Raw genomic sequence first — 24,904 nt, 5'->3', positions numbered from 1 at the left:
TAAGTGAATTTGATAGCATGTTGTTGCGTTTATATCAGGTACTTCTTTACCTTATTCAACCTCTGATTTGGTTGCGTCTTTTGTTACGTAGCCGAAAAGCACCAGCCTACCGCAAACGGTGGGCAGAACGCTATGGCTTTTGCAAAGGCAAAGTCGCGGCGCATGGTATATTATTACATTCAGTTTCCGTCGGTGAAACGCTCGCTGCGGTGCCACTGGTTCGTGCGTTACGTCATCATTACCCTGACTTACCTATTACAGTCACCACCATGACACCAACAGGTTCAGAGCGTGTGCGTTCTGCTTTTGGTGATGACGTTTACCATGTCTACCTTCCCTATGATTTACCGGGTTCAGTTAATCGTTTTCTTCGTACTGTTGATCCTAAACTGGTCATCATTATGGAAACTGAACTTTGGCCAAACCTTATTTCTCAACTTCATCAGCGTAAAATACCTTTGATTATCGCTAATGCACGTTTATCTGAACGTTCCGCTGCGGGCTACCAAAAATTAGGTAGTTTCGTCAAAAACATGCTGAGAAAAATTACGTTAATTGCAGCGCAAAATCAGGAAGATGGTGAACGTTTTATTGAGTTAGGCTTAAAACGCTCTCATTTACATGTTACTGGTAGCTTAAAGTTTGATATTTCAGTGACACCGGAATTAGCGGCAAGAGCTGTTGCTTTACGTCGCCAGTGGGCTGCTCATCGTCCTGTGTGGATAGCAACCAGCACACACGAAGGTGAAGAAACCATTATTTTAGAAACTCACAAAAAGCTACTGTCCCAATTTCCTCAGCTACTCCTTATTTTAGTACCACGCCACCCTGAACGTTTTCCGAAAGCAGAACAACTAACACGAGATGCTGGACTAAAATATACGCTACGCAGTACTGATACGATCCCTGATGCACAAACTCAAGTTGTGATTGGCAATACAATGGGTGAATTAATGCTGTTATATGGCATTGCCGATTTAGCCTTTGTAGGGGGAAGTTTAGTTGAGCGCGGTGGACATAACCCACTAGAAGCTGCCGCACATGCAATTCCTGTATTAATGGGCCCTTATACTTTTAATTTTAAAAATATTTGTGCCAAGCTTGATCAAGCAGAAGGCCTTATTACTGTGACTGATAGCGAATCAATGGCAACCGCTATCGCCTCACTGTTAAACGATGAAGACTATCGCCGTTATTATGGTCGCCATGCCGTAGAAGTGCTTCATGAAAATCAGGGTGCATTATTACGCCTACTGACGCTACTTTCTCCTTATCTTCCTCCTCGGAGCCATTGATGAGCCAAAGCAAACGCCTTTCAGTTGTGATGATCAGTAAAAATGCGGCTGATATCATTGGTGAATGCCTAGACTCAGTACAATGGGCTGATGAAATTATTGTATTAGATTCAGGTAGCCAAGATGCGACTTGTCGCATTGCGACAGAGAAAGGTGCGAAAGTCTTTGTAAATAATGAATGGCCTGGATTTGGTAAACAGCGTCAATTAGCTCAGCAATATGCAACCGGCGATTATATTTTTATGATTGATACGGATGAGCGTATAACACCTGAACTAAAAGTCAGCATTGAGGCGGCTTTACAACAAACTCATGATCACTGTGTTTATAATTGTGCTCGCCGTAATTTGTTTATGGGCCGTTTTATGAAATACAGTGGTTGGTATCCCGATAAAGTTACCCGTTTATATGCGCGCGAACATTATCAATATAACGATAATTTAGTTCATGAATCATTAGAAACTAAAGATGCTACTGTTAAAACCTTACAAGGTGATCTACTCCACCTTACTTGTCGCGATTTAATGGAATTCCAGCAAAAACAGCTAAAATATGCCGCAGCTTGGGCACAAGAACGCGCTCAAAAAGGTAAAACAACTCGTTATAGCTCGATATTTACACATACCTTAGGTGCTTTTTTTAAAACATGGTTGCTGCGTATGGGATTTTTAGATGGAAAACAAGGTTTAGTATTGGCATTTGTTAATGCGCAGTATACCTTTAATAAATATGCCTCTTTATGGGAACTTAGCCGGAAAAAACCTCAAAATGAAAAATAAAGCTATCTACCCAGGAACATTTGACCCTATTACTTATGGTCATTTGGATATTCTGACCCGCGCCGCAGGTATGTTTGATTCTATTTTATTAGCTATTGCCTCAAGTGCACGTAAAAATCCAATGTTTACGCTGGAAGAGCGCGTCGCATTAGCACAAGAAGTGACTAGCCACTTACCCAACGTTGAAATTATTGGTTTTAGCGAGCTTATGGCAAATTTTGCTCGAGCGCAGCAAGCCACTATTCTTATTCGAGGTGTTCGCAGCGTTTCAGATTTTGAATATGAATGGCAACTTGCCAATATGAATCGCCACTTTGCACCCGACCTTGAGAGTGTCTTTTTACTGCCCTCTCAAAATCTTTCGTTTGTTTCGTCTTCTTTAATTAAAGATGTTGCGCTACATGATGGCGATGTATCCACTTTTTTACCTGATGTCGTAACAACAGCAATGCTGAAAAAGTTAGGTAAAATTTAAGCATCATCTTCACCGTGTTGGCAGTGGCGACAAAAAAACGTACTGCGCTGCCCCTGTTTAATACTTTCAATCGTTTTACCACAAATAAGGCAAGGCTTATCTTTTCGCCCATACACAAACAATTCTTGAGCGAAATAGCCCGGTTTGCCATCAGATTGTAGAAAATCCTTTAATGTCGTACCACCTTGTTCAATAGAACGTGTTAACACACGTTTAATAGCTGTAACTAAAACGACAGATTCTTCTTGAGTTAAACTACTCGACTTTCTGTCTGGCATAATACCTGAAGCAAATAGCGCTTCATTAGCGTAAATATTGCCCACACCCACAACAACTTTGTTATCCATTAACCACTGCTTTACTGCTGTTTTTTTATTACGTGATTGCTGATACAGATAATCTGCATTAAATTCGTCAGAAAGCGGCTCAGGCCCTAAATGAGCTAATACTGAACTGGTTGCCAGATCTTCGCACCATAACCATGCACCAAAACGTCGAGGATCGGTATAACGCAGCACTTTTCCATCGCGAAATATTAAATCCACATGGTCATGTTTTTCTTCGGGCTGTTCTTCTAATAAAATTCTTACACTGCCAGACATGCCTAAATGAATAATAATCCAACCTTTATTGAGTTCAATTAATAGATACTTGGCTCGACGCTTAACACTGAGAATAGGCTCATCAAGTAATGTTTTAATTTTTTCAGATACAGGCCAACGCAGTTTACTGTTACGCACCACCGCATAATGTAATACATTACCAACCAAATGAGGCTCAATACCTCGGCGACTGGTTTCAACTTCAGGTAATTCAGGCACAGGTCACTCCATATTGTCAGTAGAGAAATACAGCGATAACATCATTTTTATTGTATGATCGCAACCCAATATAGGAACTCAGGAAGACGGCAGATTATGATGATGTGGTTTAAAGACTATAATAAAAAATCCCTTTGGAATTTATCCATTATTGGGCTTTATATTATATTGATCTACTTACCCGATATCACTCGCTATAAAAATATAGTGATGGGTTTAATTGGTGCCACTGCATTGTGGTATTTAGTACGTGATTTTCGTGCTATCTGCCGAGTATTTAAAAATAATCTATCACTCTCTTTGCTATTTTTATTACTGGCGATAGGTTGGTCAATAGCAATTTCCGTTGAGCCAACTATCAGCATAAAAGAGATTAATAAGCCTATTTTAAATGGATTATTGTTATTTGCAGTGACCTTTCCTATCGTATTATATAAAGAAAAGCCCGTTGATATTGCAAAAATGGTGATGATTGCTTTTGCTATTGGATTGTTAGTTATTATGGCAAAAGAGTTGGTGCAGTATTATTTGGAATATCAAAAAGGTATTTGGCCTTTTACGGTAAAAAGCCAATTGGATCATAGAGAAATTTCCTATGGGTTATTATTTTTCTTTCCTATTATTCTTAGTTGTTGGGCATTAAAAAAACACCATAACTTAATCAACTGGTTTTTATTAGCATCGTCTGGAATTTTGTTTTTATTCTTAATGTTAGGAACATTAGCCAGAGGCGCATGGGTTGCATTAGCATTAAGTACAATTCTTATTCTGATTATTAACCGCCAATGGCTGCTAATGATTGTCGGTATCGTGATTTGCTCTCTTTTATTTATTGGTGCAACTCAAATGCCAGCCAACCAATTCTTCAATAAAAAACTTCAATACAAATTAACCCAAACCAATAGCGGACTGCGTTTTGATAATGGCACCCAAGGCTCTGCATTTGACCTTATTTTAGAAAGTCCCTTTAAAGGCTATGGTTACGGTAATCAGCTTTATCATAAAGTTTATAATGAACGTGTTAAAGACCATAAAAATTGGGTATTTAAAACGTCTATTGGCCCTCATAATAGCTTTTTAGCATTCTGGTTTGCTGGTGGAATATTGGGATTATTGAGTATTCTCTATTTTTGCTCTTCAGTTATCGTGCAAGGCATTCAATTAATGAGAAAAAACCAAGGTGTTATTCGCCAAGCGGCGTTGGTTTTATTGATGTCATTTTTAGGTATGTACGTCTTACGGGGATTATTTGAGAATGCCTATATTAATCAGGTAGGCATTTTAGTGGGATTAATGCTTGCACTGCGTTACTCATTACTAAATAACGCATCATCGAATGAAAAGCAGCAGAGCTAATATTAGTTAATTAATTTTTCAATTGTTTTTAATATCGTCTCAGCCCGTTTATCCCAGTTATAGTAGTTTTCAACTAAAGAACGGGCATGAGCTACTTTTTCAGCGGCTCGCTGTGGGTTTTCTCTTAACTGTACAATTTGCTTAGCAAAGCTTTGGGCATCGCCACTATCAGCAAAACTGACAGCTTTTTCATCTACCACATCACGAATTGAAGGAAAATCTGATATCACCACCGGCTTTTTCATAGCCATATACTCAAATAGTTTCAAGGGAGATGTATAGCGACTACCAATACTGGTTAATGTCAGTGGCAATACACAAATATCATGTTGGGCTATTGCTAAAAACCGCTTTTTAGGATCGATAAAACCCAGAAAGTTAACTTTATCTTTTACATCCATTTCTCGGGCTAATAACGTTAACCCAGCAATTTGCTCAGAAGTTCCACCCGCAATATTAAGCCTTGCATTATCAAGGTATTTCATCGCTCGCATCATGGTAGGAATACCTTTCCATTTATGCAGACTACCTAAATAAAGCACTTCTGTTTGCTTATTTGCTGTTGGTTTAGCCTCATGCGAACAATCTGCAACAGCGTGTAAATCAACACCGTCGGCTACAACAGTAATCGGTGTTGTGACTTGATATTGCGATAAAATATCATCTCTTAGCAGTGATGTGAGAACAAAAATACCTGTTGCTTGACTATAAACCTGTTTCTCCATCTTCAATAATTTATGATATTTAATGCGATTTTTTTTCTTCTCAAATGAATGTGATTCAGCAAAAGATTGTGCAAAAATTTCATGGCTTTCAAAAAAGAGGGGAATATCAGAGTGATTTTCAGACAAATAACAGGCGAGCTTTAAATTACGCGTAAATAGTGCATCAACTGGATTTTGTTTTAACCAGCGCGCAATTTGTAATGAGAATAGTTTTTGTGAATTAAATGGGAAATACCATTTTCGCCTGATATCTCTTAATGAGACTAAGCTTGCATTAGCGTGAATCGAACGCCCTAAAATATCACTATCTCGATATTGCCCTTTGGGTGTTACCAGCGTCATTTGGGCACCTGCACGAGCAAAAGCATCGACATTTTGCAAAATCTGCAATGAAGCCACACGTAAATCGGGCACAGGATAAGGGTCGAGGTAGGCTATTTTCATAATTACAAAGTCAATGCTCGTAAAAGGCGTTGCGCTGAATGTTGCCAAGTATAACGAGATTCAATACGTAAACGTGCATTTTCTCCCATTTCCTTTCCTCTATCGGGTAGTTCACGAAGATGATTAATTGCTGTAACAATAGATTGTGCATCACCGGGAGTCACTAGCAAACCCGCGGTTTCTTCATTACCGACAACTTCTGGAATGCCACCAATATGACTGGCAATGACGGGCTTTCCACAAGCCATAGCTTCAGCGATAGTAATACCAAACGCCTCATCACCCACACTTGGAAAAATACCTGCATCACAAGTTGCATAAAATGCAGGAAGCTCACCATGCTCAACAGGCTCATGAAAGATAACCTGTTCTGATACTCCTTTTGTGAAGGCTTTTTTCTTTAATCGCTCAAGATCCTCGCCAGCACCCACTATCAGAAGTTTTACATCATCGTTCTTCAAAAGGCTTATTGCATCTATCGCAACACTTAATCCTTTCCAGCCAACCAGTCGCCCAGCAAATGCTAATAAAAAAGTATTATCACTGATATTTAATTGCTGACGTAAAGATGTTGTCATTGGTTTAAACTTTTCAAGATCAACACCATTGTAAATCACTTGAGGAAACTGCTTAAAATGGTGCTGTATCTGCCACGCATTAAAATGACTACAAGCCACCCAAGCTGAAATATTTTTCCCTAAGCGACGGTCACCTTTAAAGAAACTGGTTCCACCACTCATATAACAAAATCGTGTAGAAGATGATTTAGGCATTAATGATGGCCAGAAAAAATCAAACGGTTTGGTTAAAATAACCCAATCAAATTTCTGATTAATAACATCTTTTTTAGCATGTCGGGCAAAGGTATAGCGTTCAACAATTCGCCGAAAGCGTCCACCTAAATCAATCACTTTATCTCTGGGAGTATAAGGATAAGTGTGGATCTGTATTTGGCGTCCAGCTAAATTTTGTCGAATATCACCATTTCCACCATAAAGATGAACTTCATGTCCTGCATCATGCAATTGCTTTGCCAGTTCCCATACTGCTGTTTGGATCCCGCCATAAGACATTGTGATTGTGACATCAATTAATCCGATCTTCATGAGTTACTGTTTCACCTTCATTCCATTTAATATATCACTAACAGCGTTCCAAACATTTTCTACCGAAATATCTGACATGGTATCTTCACGACTAGCCATCGCTAGCGGTGTTGGATGCTGGATAATACGACAGCACGAATGCTGTAAAGGCGCTAAGTAACACCCTGGATGATAGCTATGATATAGCGCTACCATCGGAATATCTAAAGCACCCGCCAAATGCGTAGGTCCTGTATCGACCCCAACATATAACGATAAATTCGACATTATCGCAGCGTTTTGACGCATAGTTACACATCCTGCTATCGCTAGGCTGCGTTTTGAACCTATTTTTTTAGTGAGATCTATTGCCAGCTGTTTACTCTCTTCCCCTCCTAATAACAAAAAGTGTACCTGTTCGTCATCAGAAATAATCTGTTTTGCTAGTTGGAGAAAATTGTCTACTGGCCAATCTCGATAAGCTTTAGCTGGAAAACTTTGTAACTGGAAGCCAATAATCTTTTTATTAATTAATGAATTAGATATTAGAAATTGTTGAGCAAATAGCTGTTCTTCATCACTGACGGTATAACGCAATTGCCAACAACTCGGATAAATCTCTAATGGATTAATTAATAAGGCACGTTCTTTTTGTGCCACCATAGGTGCTGTTGGGCGAGCTACCCATGTTATATCAGCTTGTTTTCGTGCAGTTTCTGCAAATGCAAAAGTATGGCGTGATTGCCTGCGTGCATAACTGACTAATTCACTATCATTACCATAAATAAAAGCCAAATCATAAGGTTTACTGGGTAACCAACCAGACCAACGCGCTTTATTTTTAGAAAATACCCTAATACTATATATGTCTGGATTACTCTCAAGAATACATGCGCTACGTTTGTGTGCTAGCACATGAATTCGGGCATTAGGCCATTTTTGCTTTAATGCATGAATAGTCGGTGTTATTAATAACGTATCACCGAAACGAGCAATTGCGATAATCAATATATTATCTGGATTCATACACTTTTTATTTGGTTTAAATGATACATTTACTTCTCAGACTATACACTAAAAAGCATTACAAATATTCACCAATACTATGAATATACCTATGACTTATCAGAACTATAACTTTTCACCAATGCCTTTGGATCCTCTTATAGTACTCACGCATATATCCATCATACTAATTTAGCTTTTGAATTGATTGCTTGAATAAATATATTTTCCATTTTATTCAACATATTATCTAAACCAAACTGAGCTGTAGCATGTTCAAGTGAGGCTTGTCCCATTTGCTGGCGTAATTCATCTGATGCCATTAACTTAGCAAGGTAATTGGTCAATGTTTCCTGCACTTGAGGCGCTAAAGTAAAGCCCGTTTTTCCATCAATAACAGCTTCACTAATTGCACCAACCGTTGTCGAAACTACCGGTAAACCACATGCCATGGCTTGCATAATTCCCTGCGGCACACCTTCATTACCAAAAGAAGGCAATGCGAAAAGATCCATCGCATTAAGGCAGTCTGGCACATCATCACGATTACCTAAGAAAAAAATACTGTGCTCTAATCCTGCTGCTTTCACCATTGGCTCTAAATTTTTACGTTGAGGTCCATCACCAACAAAAATTAATTGCCAATCAGGAAATTGTTGATGTAACGTTTTCCATGCCTCAACTAAGTATTTATGTCCTTTCCAAGTCCGCATTGTTGCCACAATACCTAGCGTAGGTTTATTGGGGAGACCAATTTTTTCTCTCGCTAATTGTTTCTCTTGTGGGCAAAAACGCTGCAAATCAATACCTGTTGGTACCGATGTCATTTTATCTAATGGAAAGCGGTTATGTTGATGCAAGGTTTGACGTAACTTTTCACCGGTGGTGGCAATATGTGCGCTAGATGAAAGATAGAGCCAACGAGTAGGTAATGAACGCGAAACATCAGTGGATACATGGCGGGTACGAATAATAACGGGCGGGTTACGCAATGTGGCACAAGCGACAGCAACTAACCAAGCATCTGTAGAACTATGTGTATTAATCACATCAAACTGCTGGTGATGCTGTTTTAACCATTGGCGAATCGCTTTGAGCGCGGACCAGCGTTTTTTCTCTATCGGTAGGGTAATAACATGAATACCATATTCAGAGGCAACTTTGGCAATTTTAGAGCTAGGGCAACAAATCAAAGAGACACGATGGCCTCTGCCGATCATCCCTTGAGACTCCGTCAGTATGCGAATTTCCTGCCCTCCCCATCCACAAGAAGACTCTGTATGTAATATTGATAACACAGGCTTATCCATCTACAACCCATTTACCGAATGACCCCAAAAGAGAGCCAGTATAACGAAAGTGAATGATAAGTTCATAATAGCTTTACCTAGTTATACTTATCAGACGCCAGATAACAAAAAACCCGACACTAGGTCGGGTTTTTTAAGAAGACCAAAATTATTTAATTTTAGCTTCTTTATAAATCACATGCTGGCGAACAACTGGATCGAATTTTTTCATTTCCAGTTTTTCTGGCATAGTGCGTTTGTTCTTCGTAGTGGTATAGAAGTGACCTGTACCAGCAGAAGAAACGAGTTTAATTTTCTCGCGAATACCTTTAGCCATTTTTCAGCTCCTTAGAACTTCTCACCGCGGGCACGTAAATCTGCTAACACAGATTCGATGCCTTTCTTATCAATAACACGCATACCTTTAGCAGATACACGCAGTGTTACGAAACGTTTCTCAGACTCAACCCAGAAACGGTGAGAGTGCAGGTTTGGCAGAAAACGGCGTTTAGTCGCGTTTAATGCGTGAGAGCGGTTATTACCACTCACAGGACGCTTGCCGGTAACTTGGCAGACTCGGGACATGTCTATTCTCCAAAAATCTAATCAGCTCGAGCTTTAGTATCAGGTTTGGCCGCCTCGTCAGGCTTTGGAGCCCATCTCAGCAACTTTTTAACGAACGAAAAACTATGTAATCACCTCAGGAAAAACTTGCTGAGATAGGCTCTTCTCGCCAAACCCAAGATCCTCAAAGGTGGCGTAGTATACGCCCAATGGCGCCAACGCTCAAGACCCGTACAAATAAAGATTGACAAAAATTACAAAAAAGATCTGTTATAACCAACCCCGTTCAGCAAAAGAAACGCAGTTATCATGCCCAATAACAAGGTGATCGAGCACATTTACACCGACTAACTGACAAGCAGCAAATATTTTTTCAGTAATTTGTTTATCTGCGAGGCTCGGTTCAGAAATACCAGAAGGATGATTATGAGCCAGAATAATAGAAGATGCATTTCTTTTGATCGATTGTCGAACAATTTCTCTAGGATGCACTTCAACACGGTTAATTGTGCCCTTAAACATTTCATCAAAACCAATCATTTGATTTTGATTATCAAGAAAAAGTACAACAAAGACCTCTCTTTCACGCCAGTTCAGTAATTTATGTAAATAATATTTAGTCTCTTCTGAAGACGACAACACATTTTTATACATAAATTGCGCGGTCGAAAAGCGCTGCGCCATCTCGTTAATGGCTTGTAACTGGCTAAATTTCCCCATACCGACACCTTTAAAACGGCCTAATGTTTCATAATCGGCATTAATAACATGGTATAAAGAGCCGCACTCTTTAAGTAGAAAATCCGCAAGCTCTAATACTGATTTTTCATATGTGCCTGTACGTAAAAATATGGCAAGTAATTCAGTATCAGTCAGTGACTCGGCACCATAAAGAGCCAGTTTTTCTCTGGGTAAGAGAGTACTAATAGGTAGGTTTTCCATCCTTGGTTCTCCTTAATAGGATATTACTGAGGCCATAATTGCGTAAAACACATCATAAAATGTTTATCATAAAACAACTGTTGTTTTATACAGTTAAATTACTATAAACTGCTCAGGTTGTATAAAAAAGCCACTTTTAAACATTATGAGAGATAAGCCGCAAGAATTGGTTTTATGGAATATCGCATTACATAGAGTTCCTAATTTATCTATTCCTTGTGGTAAAATTACGAATATTTATTTATGTACTTAGGCATTCAATCATGACTACACTTCACGAAAAAAAGATTATTCTTGGGATCAGTGGCGGTATCGCAGCCTATAAAGCTCCAGAACTTGTGCGCCGCTTGCGCGATAAAGGCGCTATTGTACGTGTCGTCATGACACCTGCTGCTCATGCCTTTGTTACACCATTATCTTTGCAAGCCGTTTCTGGTTTTCCGGTTGCTGATAATTTACTTGATCCCGCAGCTGAAGCCGCAATGGGCCATATTGAACTCGGCAAATGGGCAGATCTTATTTTACTTGCGCCAGCCACTGCTGATTTAATTGCTCGTTTGCGCGTTGGTATGGCAAATGATTTGTTAACCACGCTCTGTTTAGCAAGCGCTGCGCCTATTGCAATAGCGCCAGCGATGAACCAGCAAATGTATAGAGCTCAGATAACACAAGAAAATTTATCTGCTTTAACGCAAAGAGGTTGCTTAATTTGGGGCCCAGATTCTGGTAGCCAAGCCTGTGGTGATATAGGGCCGGGTAGAATGCTGGATCCACTTGATTTAGTTGCTTTAGCAGAAAAACAATTAATCTCTCAGCCTCACGATTTTGTGGGCAAAAAAATAACAATTACAGCAGGGCCAACTCGTGAAGCACTTGATCCTGTAAGATTTATTAGTAATCACAGTTCAGGGAAAATGGGTTTCGCTATCGCACAAGCCGCAGCACTTCGGGGGGCTGATGTCACACTGATTGCCGGTCCTGTCACATTACCGACACCCGCTTGTGTTAAACGTATCGATGTAGAAAGTGCTCAAGAGATGTATGATCACGTTATGAATTTAGCGCCTTCACAAGATATTTTTATTGGTTGTGCTGCTGTTGCAGATTACCGAGCTAAACTGATTGCTAGCGAAAAAATAAAAAAACAAGGTGATGAAGTGACTATCACCATGATAAAAAATCCCGATATTGTAGCAAGTGTCGGAAAAATGACCGAATCTCGCCCTTTTGTTGTTGGATTTGCAGCGGAAACCCAGAATGTGGAAGAATACGCTCGCAGAAAAAGGAAACAAAAGCAGCTTGATTTAATCTGTGCCAATGATGTTTCTCTTGAAAATCATGGTTTTAATAGTGACAGTAATGCATTACACCTTATTTGGGCTGATGGAGAAACACGTTTACCACATAGTAGTAAAATACAACTTAGCCATCGCCTACTTGACGAGATAGCCAAACATTATGATGAAAAAAATTGACGTTAAAATCCTTGATGCACGTATTGGTCAAGAATATCCACTACCCGCTTATGCAACAACAGGCTCTGCTGGTTTAGACTTACGTGCTTGCCTTGATGAGCCACTTATTTTGGCTCCAGGGCAAACTGAGTTGCTTCCTACAGGCCTTGCTGTGCATATTGCAGATGAAGGATTAGCGGCGATGGTACTTCCTCGTTCAGGACTTGGACATAAACACGGTGTAGTACTTGGAAATTTAGTAGGATTAATCGATTCTGATTACCAAGGCCAACTTATGGTCTCGGTATGGAATCGCGGCCAACAGCCTTTTACTATTGAGCCGGGTGAACGTATTGCTCAAATGATTATCGTACCCGTTGTTCAAGCTGAATTTAATATTGTTGAAGATTTTACTGCAACGGAACGTGGTAGTGGTGGCTTTGGCCACTCTGGTCGCCAATAGTTACAGCGATCCATATTAATTAAATCAATGACGATATCACTCCCTTTGCACTGATAACCTTAGTGCAAAGGTTTACTGATTTGTTTTGCTTTTAGCAGGGGCCTTATCAGTCATGGCAGAAGAAAAAGAAATAAAAAAGAAAAGAAATAGACGGGATGAAATATTACAGTCGCTGGCGCAAATGTTGGAATCAAGTGATGGTAGCCAACGTATAACAACAGCAAAGTTAGCTGCAACAGTTGGTGTCTCTGAAGCAGCACTTTATCGACACTTCCCAAGTAAAACCAAAATGTTTGATAGCCTCATTGAGTTTATCGAAGACAGCTTGGTATCTCGTATTAATTTGATTTTAAAAGATGAGAAAGAGACTATCGCAAGAATTCGCCTTATTCTTATTCTGATCCTGGGTTTCGCTGAGAAAAACCCTGGCTTATCGCGTATTCTAACAGGTCATGCTTTGATGTTTGAGCAAGACCGATTACAAAGTCGAATTAATCAGTTATATGAACGTATTGAAGTCCAGCTTCGACAAGTCATTAAAGAGCGCAAAATTCGTGAAGGAAATGCATTCTTACATGATGAAACGTTATTAGCATCACAGCTGCTCGCATTTTGTGAAGGTATGTTGGCGCGCTTTGTTCGCACGGAGTTTCGTTATCAACCAACACAAGAATTTGAAGCGCGATGGCCATTAATTCTGGCACAATTACAATGAAATGATAGGCTTGTGATTTAACTCAAAAATTGAAAACGACAGATATGCCGTTTTTTTCTTATTTGTGTTAACATGCGTCACTGGGCACAGAAGTCCCTAAAATATTTATCAGGAATGGCACTAATGCGATTCCTCTCTTGTGACTAAGGCAAACGCCTAGTCCCTGCTATAAAAAGTCCTTTTTATATTTCAATGTCTGTGATATTTCTCACAGAGATTTCATTGTACTACTCACCCCGCCCATTATTGGGCGAGGGCTTTTTTTTGCCTATTTTTAATTGACCAAATTACTTATCTATTTGTTTTTACTTTATTTATGCATTTACGCCATAACGTTCACGATAAGCTTTAACTGCAGGTAAGTGCTCAGATAAGGTTTTGCTTTCACTTAAGTAACTGATTAAATCATCCAATGTAATGATGGAATAAACCTGACACTGATAATCGCGCCTTAATTCTTGAATTGCTGAAAGTTCTGCACGCCCTTTTTCTTGTCTATCAAGGCTTAATAGTACCGCTGATAATGTAGCATCATGTTGTTTAATAATTTCCATTGATTCACGGATCGCTGTACCTGCGGTAATAACATCATCAACAATAACAACATTACCTTTTAAAGGACTTCCTACTAACGTTCCCCCTTCACCATGATCTTTTGCTTCTTTGCGATTAAAGCAGTAAGGAATGTCGATATCATGATGTTCAACTAATGCAACAGCTGTGGTAGTTGCAATAGGTATACCTTTATAAGCAGGCCCAAATAACACATCACAAGACACATTATTATCTAATAATGTTTGTGCATAAAATTGCCCCAGCAAAGCCAAATCACGGCCGGTATTAAATAAACCTGCATTAAAAAAGTAAGGGCTAATGCGCCCAGATTTCAGCGTAAACTCACCAAATTTCAATACATTTTTTGCTAATGCTAGTTCGATAAAGCGGCGTTGGTAGGCTTTCATTTATTTCTCCTCTCTACGTTACTTGATGACAAATTTTAGGCATAAAAAAGGCGACTTCTCAGTCGCCCTATTAAATAAAAATTATTGCTTAAGCGCCTCTTTTTGCGCTTCAAATATCCTCTCTATTCCCCCTTTTGCCAGGGAGAGTAAAGAAAGTAATTCTTCGTGACTAAAGGGTTCAGCTTCTGCCGTTCCCTGCACTTCAATCATGCGACCATCATCGATCATCACAACATTCATATCTGTATCAGCGGCAGAATCTTCAACATATTCAAGATCACATAATGGTTCGCCATCAACAATACCGACCGAAACGGCAGCAACCATCGATTTTAGTGGGCTTTTCTTTAATTTACCTTCTGCGACCATCTTATTTAAAGCATCCACTAATGCGACACAAGCACCAGAAATAGAAGCTGTACGTGTACCGCCATCTGCTTGAATAACATCACAGTCAACTGTAATGGTAAATTCACCCAGTGCTTTTAAATCTACCGCAGCGCGTAGTGAGCGAGCAATTAAACGTTGGATTTCCATAGTACGACCCGTTTGCTTACCACGAGCCGCTTCGCGTGCATTACGACTATTAGTTGCACGAGGAAGCATGCCATACTCAGCTGTTATCCAACCTTGCCCTTGTCCTTTTAGAAAACGTGGTACACCTTCTTCCACTGTTGCATTACATAAGACTTTAGTATCACCAAATTCAACTAATACAGAACCCTCGGCATGTTTTGTGTAATGGCGAGTAATAGTAATAGGACGTACTTGGTTTGCTTGTCTGTCTGCTGGACGCATGGTGTTCTCTCCGCTTTCTCTGACATATTGGGGGCGCATTATACGACCTAAAAAGGCTTATGCCTATCCTGTATTGATGCCTAGGGTTATAATCCTATCATCTTTTACTATATTGAGACCCAATTATGATCCGTAGCATGACCGCTTTTGCTCGCCGAGATATCAAAAAAGACTGGGGTACCGCCGCTTGGGAACTACGTTCTGTTAATCAGCGTTACCTTGAAACTTATATTCGTTTACCAGAACAATTACGTAGCTTAGAGCCCGTTATTCGTGAACGTCTGCGTAATCGCTTAACCCGAGGCAAGATAGAATGTAATTTACGTTTTGATCTTAATGCACGTTTTCAAGGCGAGCTTTCTCTCGATGAAAATTTAGCAAAACAACTTGTTGCTTCTGCTAATTGGGTAAAAAGCCATAGCCATGAAGGAACGATTAATCCATTTGATATTTTACGTTGGCCTGGTGTTATTTCTGCACAAGAACAAGATTTAGATGCAATTGGTACCCAATTATTAGAAGAGTTAGATCTTGCTATCGATGCGTTTATTGCTAGCCGTGAAGCCGAAGGACAAGCACTAAAAACATTAATCGAACAACGTTTAGATGCAGTCAGCGCTGAAGTTGTGAAAGTTAAAACACAAATGCCAGAAATTTTACAATGGCAACGTGAACGCTTAACTAGCAAACTAGAAGAAGCTCAAGTTCAAATTGATAATAATCGTTTAGAACAAGAATTAGTGATGTTAGCACAACGTTTAGATGTCGCTGAAGAACTTGATAGACTAGAAGCACATGTTAAAGAAACGCGTAAAATCTTAGTGAAAAAAGAAGCTGTAGGGCGTCGTCTTGATTTTATGATGCAAGAATTTAACCGTGAATCCAATACATTAGCGTCAAAATCAATTAATACAGAAGTGACGAATTCAGCTATTGAATTAAAAGTTTTAATTGAACAAATGCGCGAACAGATCCAAAATATTGAGTAAGATTTCTTAGCTGTTTACAGCCCATCATTAAGCCAGCCAATACCTTGTATTAGCTGGCTTTTTTGTCTCTGTTTGATATAAGCGCCAATAACTCTTACTTATTGTTTAATGGGTTATAAGAAAAACCAACACATAAATATTATAAGCGCCATAATATACATTAATATAATTAATGTTTTTTTGCGTGTTATGATAAAAAGGAAAAATAAAGATAATATCTATATATCGAAAAAAACTGACTAATAAATATAGCGAGGTTATCTATGAATACATGGAGTGATATAAAAACAATATATAAATTATATATTTACATCTCTAACGGTGAGAAATCCACATCTATTTATGCCAATAAAGCTCATCAAGTCCCTATTAATATAATTATAGAGGCTAGAGATGCAAAAAATAATTCAATTATTTTATCTAATGAAGAAATATACAAACACATAAAATTAGTTGACTATAAAAATGAGGCCATTCCAAATAGTATTTTAGAAGTATCCGATAAAGAAGGAGCATATGCATATCCAATTCCCAAACCAATAACATACTCCAGCGCGGCGAGTAGTTGCCTTTGTTATCTCTCCGTACCTAAGGTTTCAGAGTCCCCACTCAAAGTATCCGTGAGTGTTATGGTTGGTGATACTGAATATACAACCTCAACTATTAATAACAATAATAATGCCACCCCTGATTTTATCTCTTTAAACATCCAACCTCAGAGAATATTTAATAATGATGATTTGGATATTGTGACAAAAAATGAGAGTGATTTTGGTGGTTATAACTGTATTTTAAAAAAATATTATGTTCGATTTAAAACAGCACAAAATACAATAACGCATGATGCGCTATGTGACAAAGGCTACTGGTTTCACTATAAACAAACAGGAAATTATAAAGGTTGCTGCACCTCAACTGACTCATCGATAAAACGTGATGTATCTGCCACTTATACAAAAAAATTTACCTTTTCCTCTTCATGGTCCATTACCGTAACATCGAAAAGTCATGAAGAAACGGGGATCTGTTTCTGGTCTTATCGGGTATGGCATGGTGCTCTATGGGCCTACAGCGAATGGAAAAAATCTTTACATTTCTTCTTACATGACCAATACGGAAACAGAGCTGATATCAATGTTACATCAAACGGTGATAATCAAATATCTTTTAACGTTATTGTTTGATTCATTACCTATTTAAATAAATCCCATCTTTGAAAAAATTAGCCTCTCACTTATGCACAGAGGCTAATTTCGCCTGCAACCCAATAATATTAATGGAGTTTTATACAATGACACAAAAATCAGAATATTTTACACAAAGTCATAATTTTTTCAGCGCTTCACTTGGGGGAGTAGATCCTCGTACTGGATTATATTCATTCTCTTTTCCCATCATAAACATCGTGGCAAATGGGAATTTAGGTCCAGAAATTAATCTTTCATTAAATTACAATCAACTTAACACTGATAATATCGGTTTTGGCAAAGGTATTTCTTTCTCACTAACCTATTATGATGCACTAAATAAAATACTGTATTTATCCAATGGTGAAACCTATCACATCAAAGAAAATCCACAAGGTATAGAGGTTGAACAACGAAAATTAAAAACATTTAAAATAGAACGAACTAATGAGAATTATATTATTACTTACAAATCAGGCGTAGTTGAGATTTTAGAGGGGACTAATTCTGGTAGAGAAATAAAAAATGTGATCTCAATACATTCCCCTCTAGGCCATCAAGTTAATTTCAATTGGATATTTAAAGGAATAAATAGGCTATCAAGTATAGAAGATCAAAATGGGGAGCTAATTAACATCAATTATGACGATCTAAATATTCCTGCATTAACACTATTCTCAGAAACTTCAGAAGAACGTCTTTTACACTGCCAATTATTTAATGGCTTTCTGAAAAAAATAGTTTATATAAATAACGATTACAAATGGGATATTTCATATAATATAAATGGTTTTGTTGAGAGTATTATTTATCCTTCAGGATTAACTGAAACCATAACTTATCAAAATAATATCATGCGTTTTCCTGAAGATGCCATTCCCGCTCTTCCTGCTGTAATAAAATATATTCTTGACCCTGGTAACGAACAGAAAGCACAAGTTACTACATATGAATATACCAGCACTAACTATTTAGGGTTTGCAAGTGGCGTTAATTTCTCTCCTAACCGTGACAACGCCTATGCTATTTTGACTGATTATCAATATGGTTCAACTGAAACTCAAATAGGAGAGAGTGAAAATATTACTATTACTCGTCACTATAACAATTTCCATTTGATCACAGAAGAGAAGATCCAGAGAGGAACCTGTATACACAGCGTAAAAACGGAATATTACGCAATGATAGGCATGCCTTTTGATCAACAACCAGAGCAATTTCAGTTACCAAAACAAACAACAATTCAATATACTGACCTCAGCAAACCAGCTGAAGAACAGAGTCGTGAGGAGATAACAAAAACCGAATTTGATATCTGGGGCAACCCGATTAAAGAACAATATCCAGATGGCTCAGAAATCCAAACACTTTGGTATGCAGCTGAAGGGGAAGAAAATTGTCCACCAACCCCCAATGGTTTTGTAAAATATATGAAACAACAAACGCTCATACCACCGAAAACACCTTATCCCACACCAATACGTGTCATTCAGTTTAGTTACCAAAAACTCGGCAATACTGAATATATCGTACAAGAGAAAAAATGTTTTTATAGTGATAACAAACTATTATCACGGCAATTTTACACCTTAAACTCAACACTAGACGATATTAGCTTTGGTCGAGTAACGATCATTAAAGAAGAAGTATATGACTTAGAAAATGAAGATAACGTCTATATTAATACCCAATATTTTAGTACGCGAATAAACAATAACTTAATCACACAAACAGCTAAACTTATTGGTTATGACGGCTTAAGTAGTGAACTCACACGTGTTCAATCGCTATTTAGTGGTTTACTTTACACAAAGACAGATGCTCAAGGTATTAACACTAATTATCAATATGATTGTATGGGGCGAATTATTAGTAAAACTTTATCCCAAGGAACAGAATATGAAAATACCAGTACTTGGCATTATCTCATTGACCAAAATAAGAATATAACGTGCATAGAAACCGATGGACAAGGAAATAAGTCAAAAATTTTTTTTGACGGTTTAGGACGAATCATTCGTAAATTACGAGCAAATAGCAATACCCCTACTATCTGGTATGAAGTTCAATCTTATAATTATAATTTATTGAATGAAATAAGTTCAGAAACCAGTAGTGACTGGCAGTTAGAAGAAAATCAAAGCAATAAACAGTACACAATAAGTAATACTTACTGTTACGATAATTGGGGTCAGATAACCAAGGCATCCTCGACTAATGGTAGAACACGTTGGCAAAATATTGATGTCATCTATCTCACAAAAATATTAAAACAAAGTGGCACTCAAGATGGACAAGAAATATATAGCGGTAGTACTCAAACAACTTATGATATTAACTCTCGACCTCTACATATTACACTCAAAGACCAACAAGAGAATATTAAAGGGACACGTAAGTATGACTATGACGGATGGGGACGCTTATGCAGAGAAGAAGACGAGCTGGGTCACGTCACACTACGTACCTATGACGCTTATGATCGCGTTGTTACCCAAACAGCAGCAGATGGTAGCATAGTCACTCGCACTTATGCCCCTTTTTTAAAGGATGAACAAATCACATCCATAAAAGTAACGGGAAATAATTCAAAAAGAGAAAATGAAACTTGGACGCTAGGTACTCAAATATTTGATAGTTTAGGACGCGTAGTAAAAAGTATAAGTGGAGGGAGGGTAACAGATTATACCTATCAAAAAGCCTCCCCTGTACCAGATAATGTGACAACACCGGCACAAGAAAAAATCCTTATGACGTACGTGCCTGAATTGGATAATGCCATACTTTCTCTTAGCTCAAATGACGTTAAACAAAAGTTCTCTTATAATGCACGTAATGGCCGGCTGTTAGATGCAGACGAGTCCAATAGCGTTAATACACTATTGGCTTGGCATCCTTCAGGAACATTAAAAACAGAAACCGTCACGAGTAATTTAACTGGTGCTAAAAAAAGCGATTACCAATGGACATTACTCGGCAGCAATACCGCATTTAACGATATCACAAGTGCTCAAACGCGCTACAACAGAAATGCATTTGGTCAACTTATTGAAGTTACTGATAATGCATTAAAAACTCAAATCAATTACAACGCATTAGGGGATCTCAGCACCCTAACTGTTTCTGATCCTACAACAGCAGCTAACCTAAAAACACAGCTCTTTTATGATGATTTTGGCAGAGAGATCTCACGTACTATAACCGATAATTCCGGTATGAAAATAGTAATATCTCAAACATGGTTGGAAAACAATCAACTTGCCAATCGTGTAACCCAAAAAAATGGCACCACTGTCTGTACAGAACATTATAACTACGATCTACGCAATCGCTTACTCAGTTACGAAGCAATAGGGAGTGAGCTTCCAACCACGCCGTATGGTAATTTACTCTCAAAACAAATCTATTCTTATGATGCTCTTAATAACCTTGTTCAGGTAGACACAACCCACAAAGATAACACTATAGACAGTGCTAACTATCATTATCAAAATGATAAAGATCCCACTCAACTCTCATCGATAACGCATACACACGCCAATTATCCAGCTAATATTTCACTCAGTTATGATGCTAATGGACGTATGATTAAAGATGAAATAGATAATACATTACATTATGACGCAATTGGCCGACTTAAAATCATCAGTAACCCGAACGGAAAAAATAGTACATATAGTTATGATGCATTAAATCGTCTAGCCATACAAAATATTGATGATACAGATAGTAGATCTCTCTATTACCGGGGAGATGAGCTTGTAAACGAATTAATGACATCTAAGTCTATTAATAATCGATTAATCAAACTAGGCCATCATTGTTTGGGTGCTGCAACAGAAAACAATCTCATACTCACTGCCACAGATAGCCATGCCAGCCTACTTTGGTCACGAGACACATCTCAAGATAATGGAACGCTGAGCCAATGGAGCCCTTACGGTTATAGTCGTAGTGATTTATGGCTACCCGGCTTTAATGGTGAGCGTCGTGATCCACTTAGTGGCAATTATCATCTGGGGAATGGGTATCGAACGTACAATCCTCAACTAATGAGGTTTATTAGCCCTGATAGTCTCAGCCCCTTTGATGCGGGCGGTATTAACCCTTATGCCTATTGTGCTGGCGATCCAATCAACCGATTAGATCCCAGTGGTCATTTAAGTGGCAACGCTATTACAGGAATTGTATTGGGTGCGTTAGGATTAATTTTCTCTATCTTCACAGCAGGCGCTTCAATTATTGCAGCTGGCAGTGTGGCGGCAGCGCTTAGCTCAACCTCTGCAATCACTTTAGCTGTAGGGGCTCTGGGTGTTGTTTCCGATATTACAAGTATTATCAGCGGTGCTATTTCTGATAGTAATCTTGAAGCATCATCTGTTCTTGGCTGGGTTTCTTTAGGCACAGGTATTGCAGGTATCAGTGAGGCGGTGGGTCGTGGCGCCCTAATGGGGCTAAGCAGAGCAACTTCAGGCTTCAGAGCACGTATTGGAAATATTCTAGACACAGGATTATCGGGTCGCGGTGCGACTGCGGCTGCGAAAAAGTGGGCCGTAGTAGAAGATGCAATGGCATTTTATCGAGGTGAAAATCGGGCACCCAATAAAATAAGTGAAGCGGGAGGGTTCAAACCTTGGAGCCAAGATACACCCGCAGAAATATTACAGCGCTTCAAATCTGAATTTAGTAAAAATGCTACAGAACACTCACAAGCCCATGTCCGTAGCCCTAACCGAGATTATATCTCTTTCGGTACAGATATGGCGGCTGGGGGTTATGCTGATTCTCGTGATTATTTATATGAAATTAAAATTCCTAAAATGCATGAGCAAAATATCACAGCTCAGGTACTTGGAACTGAAACGCTAAAATTTCGAAAAAATGTAGCTTCTCCACGTTTACTACTTGATGGGGAAACAGTTGATACTTCAAATTTTGTCGCTATGCTACCCGCAAGAACCGTAGAAGCGACCTTTGTAACACCAATACCCAAAGAATATATTACTCGATTTCGCCATAAGGGGATATGGTTCGATTTTCCACTCTGACTCATTGTTTATATTCACTTATCAGGTATGCCGTAAAACCCCGTCTTTCTGAAGTGCCCCCATAAAGTTGGACTGTTCATTAAGCAGCTTTCAAGGACTGAGTTCTGTGCTCTACAGGGCTGAGTCCTTTCAATTTAACCTTGATTCTTTCACGGTCTACTCTAATTCATCAACCGATTTAAATTCTTTTCCATGAAAACACTCAGAGTTAAGTATCCCGAAAAAGCTTTCCATTGACGCATTATCTAAACGATTCCCTTTCCGTGACATGCTTTGTTTTAAGCCCCTTTCCTGTAGCTGTTGTTGATAATGAGCCATTTGATACTGCCCCCTTGATCTATCGCTGATATCAAGTTGTCTGCAAACTTCATGTAGAGATGTCCCATTGAGGATCATTTGAACTGCATGAAATTTGAACTCGGGAGAATAAACTTGTTTTGACGTTTTAACTTTTAAGCCACCTAACCCGTGTAATCGATAATTTTCAATCCATAGGCGGATTATGGCATGATTAATTTTAAACCTTTTACTGAGTATTTTAGGTGGCCCTTCATCATTTAGGTAAGCCTGAATGATTTCAAGTTTAAACTCTAGAGTATGTTTTAACATAAAAAAGCACCCTTCAAATTAGACTAAAAGAGTCCAACTTTTGGGGTGCAGTTCATAGGGCGAGGAGGATGTCAATAATAGTACTTTAGAGAGAACATCAAATTGTAGCGTTACACTATTCCAACGCCTTTCTAATAAACCCTTTATTTTGGTTAAGCATTTGCGTGGCTTGCGGTGCATCAACACCAGCTAAGATAATCAAAATAGCAGTTTTACAATGGTGATGGCATTGCGATAATGCTTGTTCTGCGATAGCTCTTTCACACTCGGTGGCTTGCATCACAATGCGAATTTGGCGCTCAACAAGTTTGGCATTAGTCGCTTCGACATCCACCATCAAATTCCCAAAAACCTTACCGATTTTAATCATCGCAGCCGTTGTTATCATATTTAAGATAAGCTTTTGTGCTGTGCCCGCTTTCATACGTGATGATCCTGTGACCACTTCGGCTCCCACAATCGGTGTAATAGCGATATCCGCAATTTGTGCAATAGGGCTTTCAGGATTACAGCTAATTGCACCTGTTGTAGCCCCCAATGATTTAGCATAATTCAAAGCGCCAATGACATAAGGAGTTCTACCACTTGCTGCAATACCTACTAACACATCTTTGTTGTTAAAATGAAGCTGACGTAAATCTTGTTCACCAAGTTCAAAATTATCTTCAGCGTTCTCAACTGCTTGCAAAATAGCTTTATGCCCACCAGCAATTAAACCAATAACCATTTCGCGTGGAGATCCATAAGTCGGAGGACACTCACTGGCATCCAATATTCCTAATCGACCCGAAGTACCCGCGCCACAATAAATAAGACGACCACCACACTGAAAAGCATCTGCAACTTTATCAACCAACTTAGCAATATCAGGTAATGTAGCTTCAACAGCAAATGGCACCTTTTTATCTTCATTATTGATAACTTTCAGCATATTTAACGTTGAAAGTGTGTCGATATTCTCACTTTCAATATTTCTACTTTCAGTTATAAGATTGCTCAGATCGATAGCCATTTTTATACCTCTATTTTTATTATTTATTTTGAATCTGAATAAATTAACTGAAGTTATATCATTATTCTTGTTAAAATTTGCAAAATCATTACAAACGGTACTCTATATGACATTTATTAAATATATTTCGGCCTTTATCAGTCTAACCGCTCTTTTATTTTCATTTCCTTTACAGGCTAATTTTGAAGAACAAGAAAAAATTCAATTTGAAGAAACACGTAAAGAAGCATTAAACCATAACCCACAAGCTCAATATCAATTGGCTGAAATGTATCTTATGGGAACCGGAGTGGAACAAAATTTTCTTAATGCACAAATGTGGGCTAAAGAAGCGATAAAAAAAGATCATGCTGATGCTTATGCATTACTGGCTGACCTCTACTTATTTAATGCTGATCCTTATTTTAAAACCCTTTATGTTGAGGCTAGGGAATTGGCGACGGTTTCAACAAACAAAGGTAGTAACCGAGGAAAAGTGAGTTTAGCGACGACATTAATTGCCCCGCTTACAGGTAAAACAGATTATAAAAAAGCCATTTCATTGCTAGAAGAAGTCGCTGCGACTCAAGATCCGGCACTTGTTTATGCACCTATTTGGTTAGGTGTTATTTATAGTGGCGTAGGTGATGTGCCTGTTGACACAAAAAAAGCGAATATGTGGTTTGCTAAAGCCAATGAAATGACGTTTGCTGGGTTTGCTCAAGCAATGGCTTCTTTTATGTTCTCAGGCCAATACCATATTATTGAGCCTAATAAACAAAAAGCAGAAGAATTAATGCAACAAGCCTGTGAAGAGGCAAAAAAAGTTGGCAACGAGTTTTATTGCCAACAATAATTCAAAATTAACCCAAATATTAATACGATAAATAACCCTAACTCTATTTAAG

General features: G+C 38.5%; 22 protein-coding genes and 1 pseudogene. 11 read left to right on the top strand and 12 right to left on the bottom strand.

What is annotated here, in order from left to right:
• The first annotated feature begins 17 nt into the window (after nucleotides 1–17).
• The 3 genes from waaA to coaD are packed head-to-tail and all read left to right on the top strand — an operon-like array spanning nucleotide 18 to nucleotide 2,549.
• Nucleotides 18–1,295 carry a lipid IV(A) 3-deoxy-D-manno-octulosonic acid transferase gene (gene waaA / locus M997_RS01860; protein ID WP_064718424.1) on the top strand — a complete coding sequence of 426 codons (1,278 nt, stop codon included), beginning with the start codon at nucleotides 18–20 and terminating at the stop codon, nucleotides 1,293–1,295.
• Complete coding sequence (locus M997_RS01855; protein WP_064718423.1) at nucleotides 1,295–2,074, top strand: glycosyltransferase family 2 protein; 780 nt, start codon at nucleotides 1,295–1,297, stop codon at nucleotides 2,072–2,074. The genes waaA and M997_RS01855 overlap by 1 nt, the downstream gene beginning before the upstream one ends.
• A complete protein-coding gene (coaD, locus tag M997_RS01850) occupies nucleotides 2,064–2,549 on the top strand; it encodes a pantetheine-phosphate adenylyltransferase (RefSeq protein WP_064718422.1) in 486 nt (161 codons plus the stop codon). The genes M997_RS01855 and coaD overlap by 11 nt, the downstream gene beginning before the upstream one ends.
• Here coaD and mutM read toward each other — a convergent pair.
• Nucleotides 2,546–3,370, bottom strand: coding sequence for a bifunctional DNA-formamidopyrimidine glycosylase/DNA-(apurinic or apyrimidinic site) lyase (mutM, locus tag M997_RS01845; RefSeq protein ID WP_064718421.1), 825 nt, complete (start codon nucleotides 3,368–3,370; stop codon nucleotides 2,546–2,548). The genes coaD and mutM overlap by 4 nt on opposite strands.
• Before the next feature lie 99 nt (nucleotides 3,371–3,469).
• Between mutM and rfaL the strand changes: the two genes are divergently transcribed.
• Nucleotides 3,470–4,726, top strand: a complete 1,257-nt coding sequence (gene rfaL, locus M997_RS01840) for an O-antigen ligase RfaL (protein WP_064718463.1) — start codon at nucleotides 3,470–3,472, stop codon at nucleotides 4,724–4,726.
• Nucleotides 4,727–4,728: 2 nt separating this feature from the next.
• Here the strand turns inward: rfaL and M997_RS01835 are convergent, their stop codons facing one another.
• The 7 genes from M997_RS01835 to radC form a co-directional block, all read right to left on the bottom strand.
• Nucleotides 4,729–5,898: a glycosyltransferase family 4 protein gene (locus M997_RS01835; protein ID WP_082918369.1), complete on the bottom strand. Its 1,170-nt coding sequence runs from the start codon at nucleotides 5,896–5,898 to the stop codon at nucleotides 4,729–4,731.
• Nucleotides 5,898–7,001, bottom strand: a complete 1,104-nt coding sequence (locus M997_RS01830; RefSeq protein WP_064718419.1) for a glycosyltransferase family 4 protein — start codon at nucleotides 6,999–7,001, stop codon at nucleotides 5,898–5,900. Before M997_RS01830 ends, M997_RS01835 begins: the two co-directional genes overlap by 1 nt.
• A 3-nt stretch (nucleotides 7,002–7,004) precedes the next feature.
• Nucleotides 7,005–8,006 (bottom strand): glycosyltransferase family 9 protein, encoded by a 1,002-nt coding sequence (locus M997_RS01825; protein WP_064718418.1) that lies wholly within the window; start codon nucleotides 8,004–8,006, stop codon nucleotides 7,005–7,007.
• A gap of 161 nt (nucleotides 8,007–8,167) precedes the next feature.
• Entirely contained in the window at nucleotides 8,168–9,295 is a 1,128-nt protein-coding gene (locus M997_RS01820) for a glycosyltransferase family 4 protein (protein WP_064718417.1), read from the bottom strand.
• A 148-nt stretch (nucleotides 9,296–9,443) separates the two neighbouring features.
• Entirely contained in the window at nucleotides 9,444–9,611 is a 168-nt protein-coding gene (rpmG, locus tag M997_RS01815; protein ID WP_064718416.1) for a 50S ribosomal protein L33, read from the bottom strand.
• Between the two features lie 11 nt (nucleotides 9,612–9,622).
• A complete protein-coding gene (rpmB, locus tag M997_RS01810; protein WP_036914542.1) occupies nucleotides 9,623–9,859 on the bottom strand; it encodes a 50S ribosomal protein L28 in 237 nt (78 codons plus the stop codon).
• Between the two features lie 249 nt (nucleotides 9,860–10,108).
• Complete coding sequence (gene radC / locus M997_RS01805) at nucleotides 10,109–10,780, bottom strand: RadC family protein (protein WP_064718415.1); 672 nt, start codon at nucleotides 10,778–10,780, stop codon at nucleotides 10,109–10,111.
• 263 nt (nucleotides 10,781–11,043) lie between these two features.
• Here radC and coaBC point away from each other — a divergent pair, with 263 nt between their 5' ends.
• From coaBC to slmA, 3 genes are all read left to right on the top strand, one after another.
• Nucleotides 11,044–12,255: a bifunctional phosphopantothenoylcysteine decarboxylase/phosphopantothenate--cysteine ligase CoaBC gene (gene coaBC, locus M997_RS01800; RefSeq protein ID WP_064718414.1), complete on the top strand. Its 1,212-nt coding sequence runs from the start codon at nucleotides 11,044–11,046 to the stop codon at nucleotides 12,253–12,255.
• On the top strand, nucleotides 12,239–12,697 hold the full coding sequence (gene dut, locus M997_RS01795; protein WP_064718413.1) for a dUTP diphosphatase: 459 nt from the start codon (nucleotides 12,239–12,241) through the stop codon (nucleotides 12,695–12,697). The genes coaBC and dut overlap by 17 nt, the downstream gene beginning before the upstream one ends.
• Before the next feature lie 112 nt (nucleotides 12,698–12,809).
• Nucleotides 12,810–13,412: a nucleoid occlusion factor SlmA gene (slmA, locus tag M997_RS01790; RefSeq protein WP_064718412.1), complete on the top strand. Its 603-nt coding sequence runs from the start codon at nucleotides 12,810–12,812 to the stop codon at nucleotides 13,410–13,412.
• Between the two features lie 314 nt (nucleotides 13,413–13,726).
• Here the strand turns inward: slmA and pyrE are convergent, their stop codons facing one another.
• Both pyrE and rph read right to left on the bottom strand, forming a co-directional pair.
• Nucleotides 13,727–14,374, bottom strand: a complete 648-nt coding sequence (gene pyrE, locus M997_RS01785) for an orotate phosphoribosyltransferase (RefSeq protein WP_064718411.1) — start codon at nucleotides 14,372–14,374, stop codon at nucleotides 13,727–13,729.
• An 81-nt stretch (nucleotides 14,375–14,455) separates the two neighbouring features.
• Nucleotides 14,456–15,172: a ribonuclease PH gene (gene rph / locus M997_RS01780; RefSeq protein ID WP_064718410.1), complete on the bottom strand. Its 717-nt coding sequence runs from the start codon at nucleotides 15,170–15,172 to the stop codon at nucleotides 14,456–14,458.
• A gap of 125 nt (nucleotides 15,173–15,297) precedes the next feature.
• Between rph and M997_RS01775 the strand changes: the two genes are divergently transcribed.
• The 3 genes from M997_RS01775 (at nucleotide 15,298) to M997_RS01765 (ending at nucleotide 22,396) form a co-directional block, all read left to right on the top strand.
• Complete coding sequence (locus M997_RS01775; RefSeq protein ID WP_064718409.1) at nucleotides 15,298–16,161, top strand: YicC/YloC family endoribonuclease; 864 nt, start codon at nucleotides 15,298–15,300, stop codon at nucleotides 16,159–16,161.
• A 263-nt stretch (nucleotides 16,162–16,424) separates the two neighbouring features.
• Nucleotides 16,425–17,345 carry a hypothetical protein gene (locus tag M997_RS01770; RefSeq protein ID WP_064718408.1) on the top strand — a complete coding sequence of 307 codons (921 nt, stop codon included), beginning with the start codon at nucleotides 16,425–16,427 and terminating at the stop codon, nucleotides 17,343–17,345.
• Between the two features lie 107 nt (nucleotides 17,346–17,452).
• Nucleotides 17,453–22,396 (top strand): RHS repeat domain-containing protein, encoded by a 4,944-nt coding sequence (locus tag M997_RS01765; protein WP_064718407.1) that lies wholly within the window; start codon nucleotides 17,453–17,455, stop codon nucleotides 22,394–22,396.
• A 79-nt stretch (nucleotides 22,397–22,475) separates the two neighbouring features.
• On the opposite strand, the pseudogene M997_RS17310 reads toward M997_RS01765, so the two are convergent.
• Nucleotides 22,476–22,723 (bottom strand): annotated as a pseudogene (locus M997_RS17310) (IS3 family transposase); the annotation flags it as partial.
• Between the two features lie 397 nt (nucleotides 22,724–23,120).
• Entirely contained in the window at nucleotides 23,121–24,017 is an 897-nt protein-coding gene (gene murQ / locus M997_RS01755; protein WP_064718405.1) for an N-acetylmuramic acid 6-phosphate etherase, read from the bottom strand.
• Nucleotides 24,018–24,123: 106 nt separating this feature from the next.
• Here murQ and M997_RS01750 point away from each other — a divergent pair, with 106 nt between their 5' ends.
• Nucleotides 24,124–24,852, top strand: a complete 729-nt coding sequence (locus M997_RS01750; RefSeq protein WP_064718404.1) for a tetratricopeptide repeat protein — start codon at nucleotides 24,124–24,126, stop codon at nucleotides 24,850–24,852.
• Nucleotides 24,853–24,904: the final 52 nt, after the last annotated feature.

It is taken from the genome of Proteus hauseri ATCC 700826, from assembly GCF_001654965.1.
In the GTDB taxonomy this organism is placed as follows: Bacteria; Pseudomonadota; Gammaproteobacteria; order Enterobacterales; family Enterobacteriaceae; genus Proteus; species Proteus hauseri.
This window is presented reverse-complemented; position numbering and strand designations above follow the sequence as displayed.

Coding starts and splice junctions, on each gene's coding strand:
- slmA (WP_064718412.1), top strand. CDS start 12,810: ATGGCAGAAGAAAAAGAAATAAAAAAGAAAAGAAATAGACGGGATGAA.
- M997_RS01830 (WP_064718419.1), bottom strand. CDS start 7,001: ATGAAGATCGGATTAATTGATGTCACAATCACAATGTCTTATGGCGGG.
- M997_RS01775 (WP_064718409.1), top strand. CDS start 15,298: ATGATCCGTAGCATGACCGCTTTTGCTCGCCGAGATATCAAAAAAGAC.
- radC (WP_064718415.1), bottom strand. CDS start 10,780: ATGGAAAACCTACCTATTAGTACTCTCTTACCCAGAGAAAAACTGGCT.
- M997_RS01820 (WP_064718417.1), bottom strand. CDS start 9,295: ATGGATAAGCCTGTGTTATCAATATTACATACAGAGTCTTCTTGTGGA.
- dut (WP_064718413.1), top strand. CDS start 12,239: ATGATGAAAAAAATTGACGTTAAAATCCTTGATGCACGTATTGGTCAA.
- rpmG (WP_064718416.1), bottom strand. CDS start 9,611: ATGGCTAAAGGTATTCGCGAGAAAATTAAACTCGTTTCTTCTGCTGGT.
- murQ (WP_064718405.1), bottom strand. CDS start 24,017: ATGGCTATCGATCTGAGCAATCTTATAACTGAAAGTAGAAATATTGAA.
- M997_RS01825 (WP_064718418.1), bottom strand. CDS start 8,006: ATGAATCCAGATAATATATTGATTATCGCAATTGCTCGTTTCGGTGAT.
- pyrE (WP_064718411.1), bottom strand. CDS start 14,374: ATGAAAGCCTACCAACGCCGCTTTATCGAACTAGCATTAGCAAAAAAT.
- M997_RS01750 (WP_064718404.1), top strand. CDS start 24,124: ATGACATTTATTAAATATATTTCGGCCTTTATCAGTCTAACCGCTCTT.
- M997_RS01855 (WP_064718423.1), top strand. CDS start 1,295: ATGAGCCAAAGCAAACGCCTTTCAGTTGTGATGATCAGTAAAAATGCG.
- rpmB (WP_036914542.1), bottom strand. CDS start 9,859: ATGTCCCGAGTCTGCCAAGTTACCGGCAAGCGTCCTGTGAGTGGTAAT.
- rph (WP_064718410.1), bottom strand. CDS start 15,172: ATGCGTCCAGCAGACAGACAAGCAAACCAAGTACGTCCTATTACTATT.
- rfaL (WP_064718463.1), top strand. CDS start 3,470: ATGATGTGGTTTAAAGACTATAATAAAAAATCCCTTTGGAATTTATCC.
- coaBC (WP_064718414.1), top strand. CDS start 11,044: ATGACTACACTTCACGAAAAAAAGATTATTCTTGGGATCAGTGGCGGT.
- waaA (WP_064718424.1), top strand. CDS start 18: ATGTTGTTGCGTTTATATCAGGTACTTCTTTACCTTATTCAACCTCTG.
- M997_RS01770 (WP_064718408.1), top strand. CDS start 16,425: ATGAATACATGGAGTGATATAAAAACAATATATAAATTATATATTTAC.
- coaD (WP_064718422.1), top strand. CDS start 2,064: ATGAAAAATAAAGCTATCTACCCAGGAACATTTGACCCTATTACTTAT.
- M997_RS01765 (WP_064718407.1), top strand. CDS start 17,453: ATGACACAAAAATCAGAATATTTTACACAAAGTCATAATTTTTTCAGC.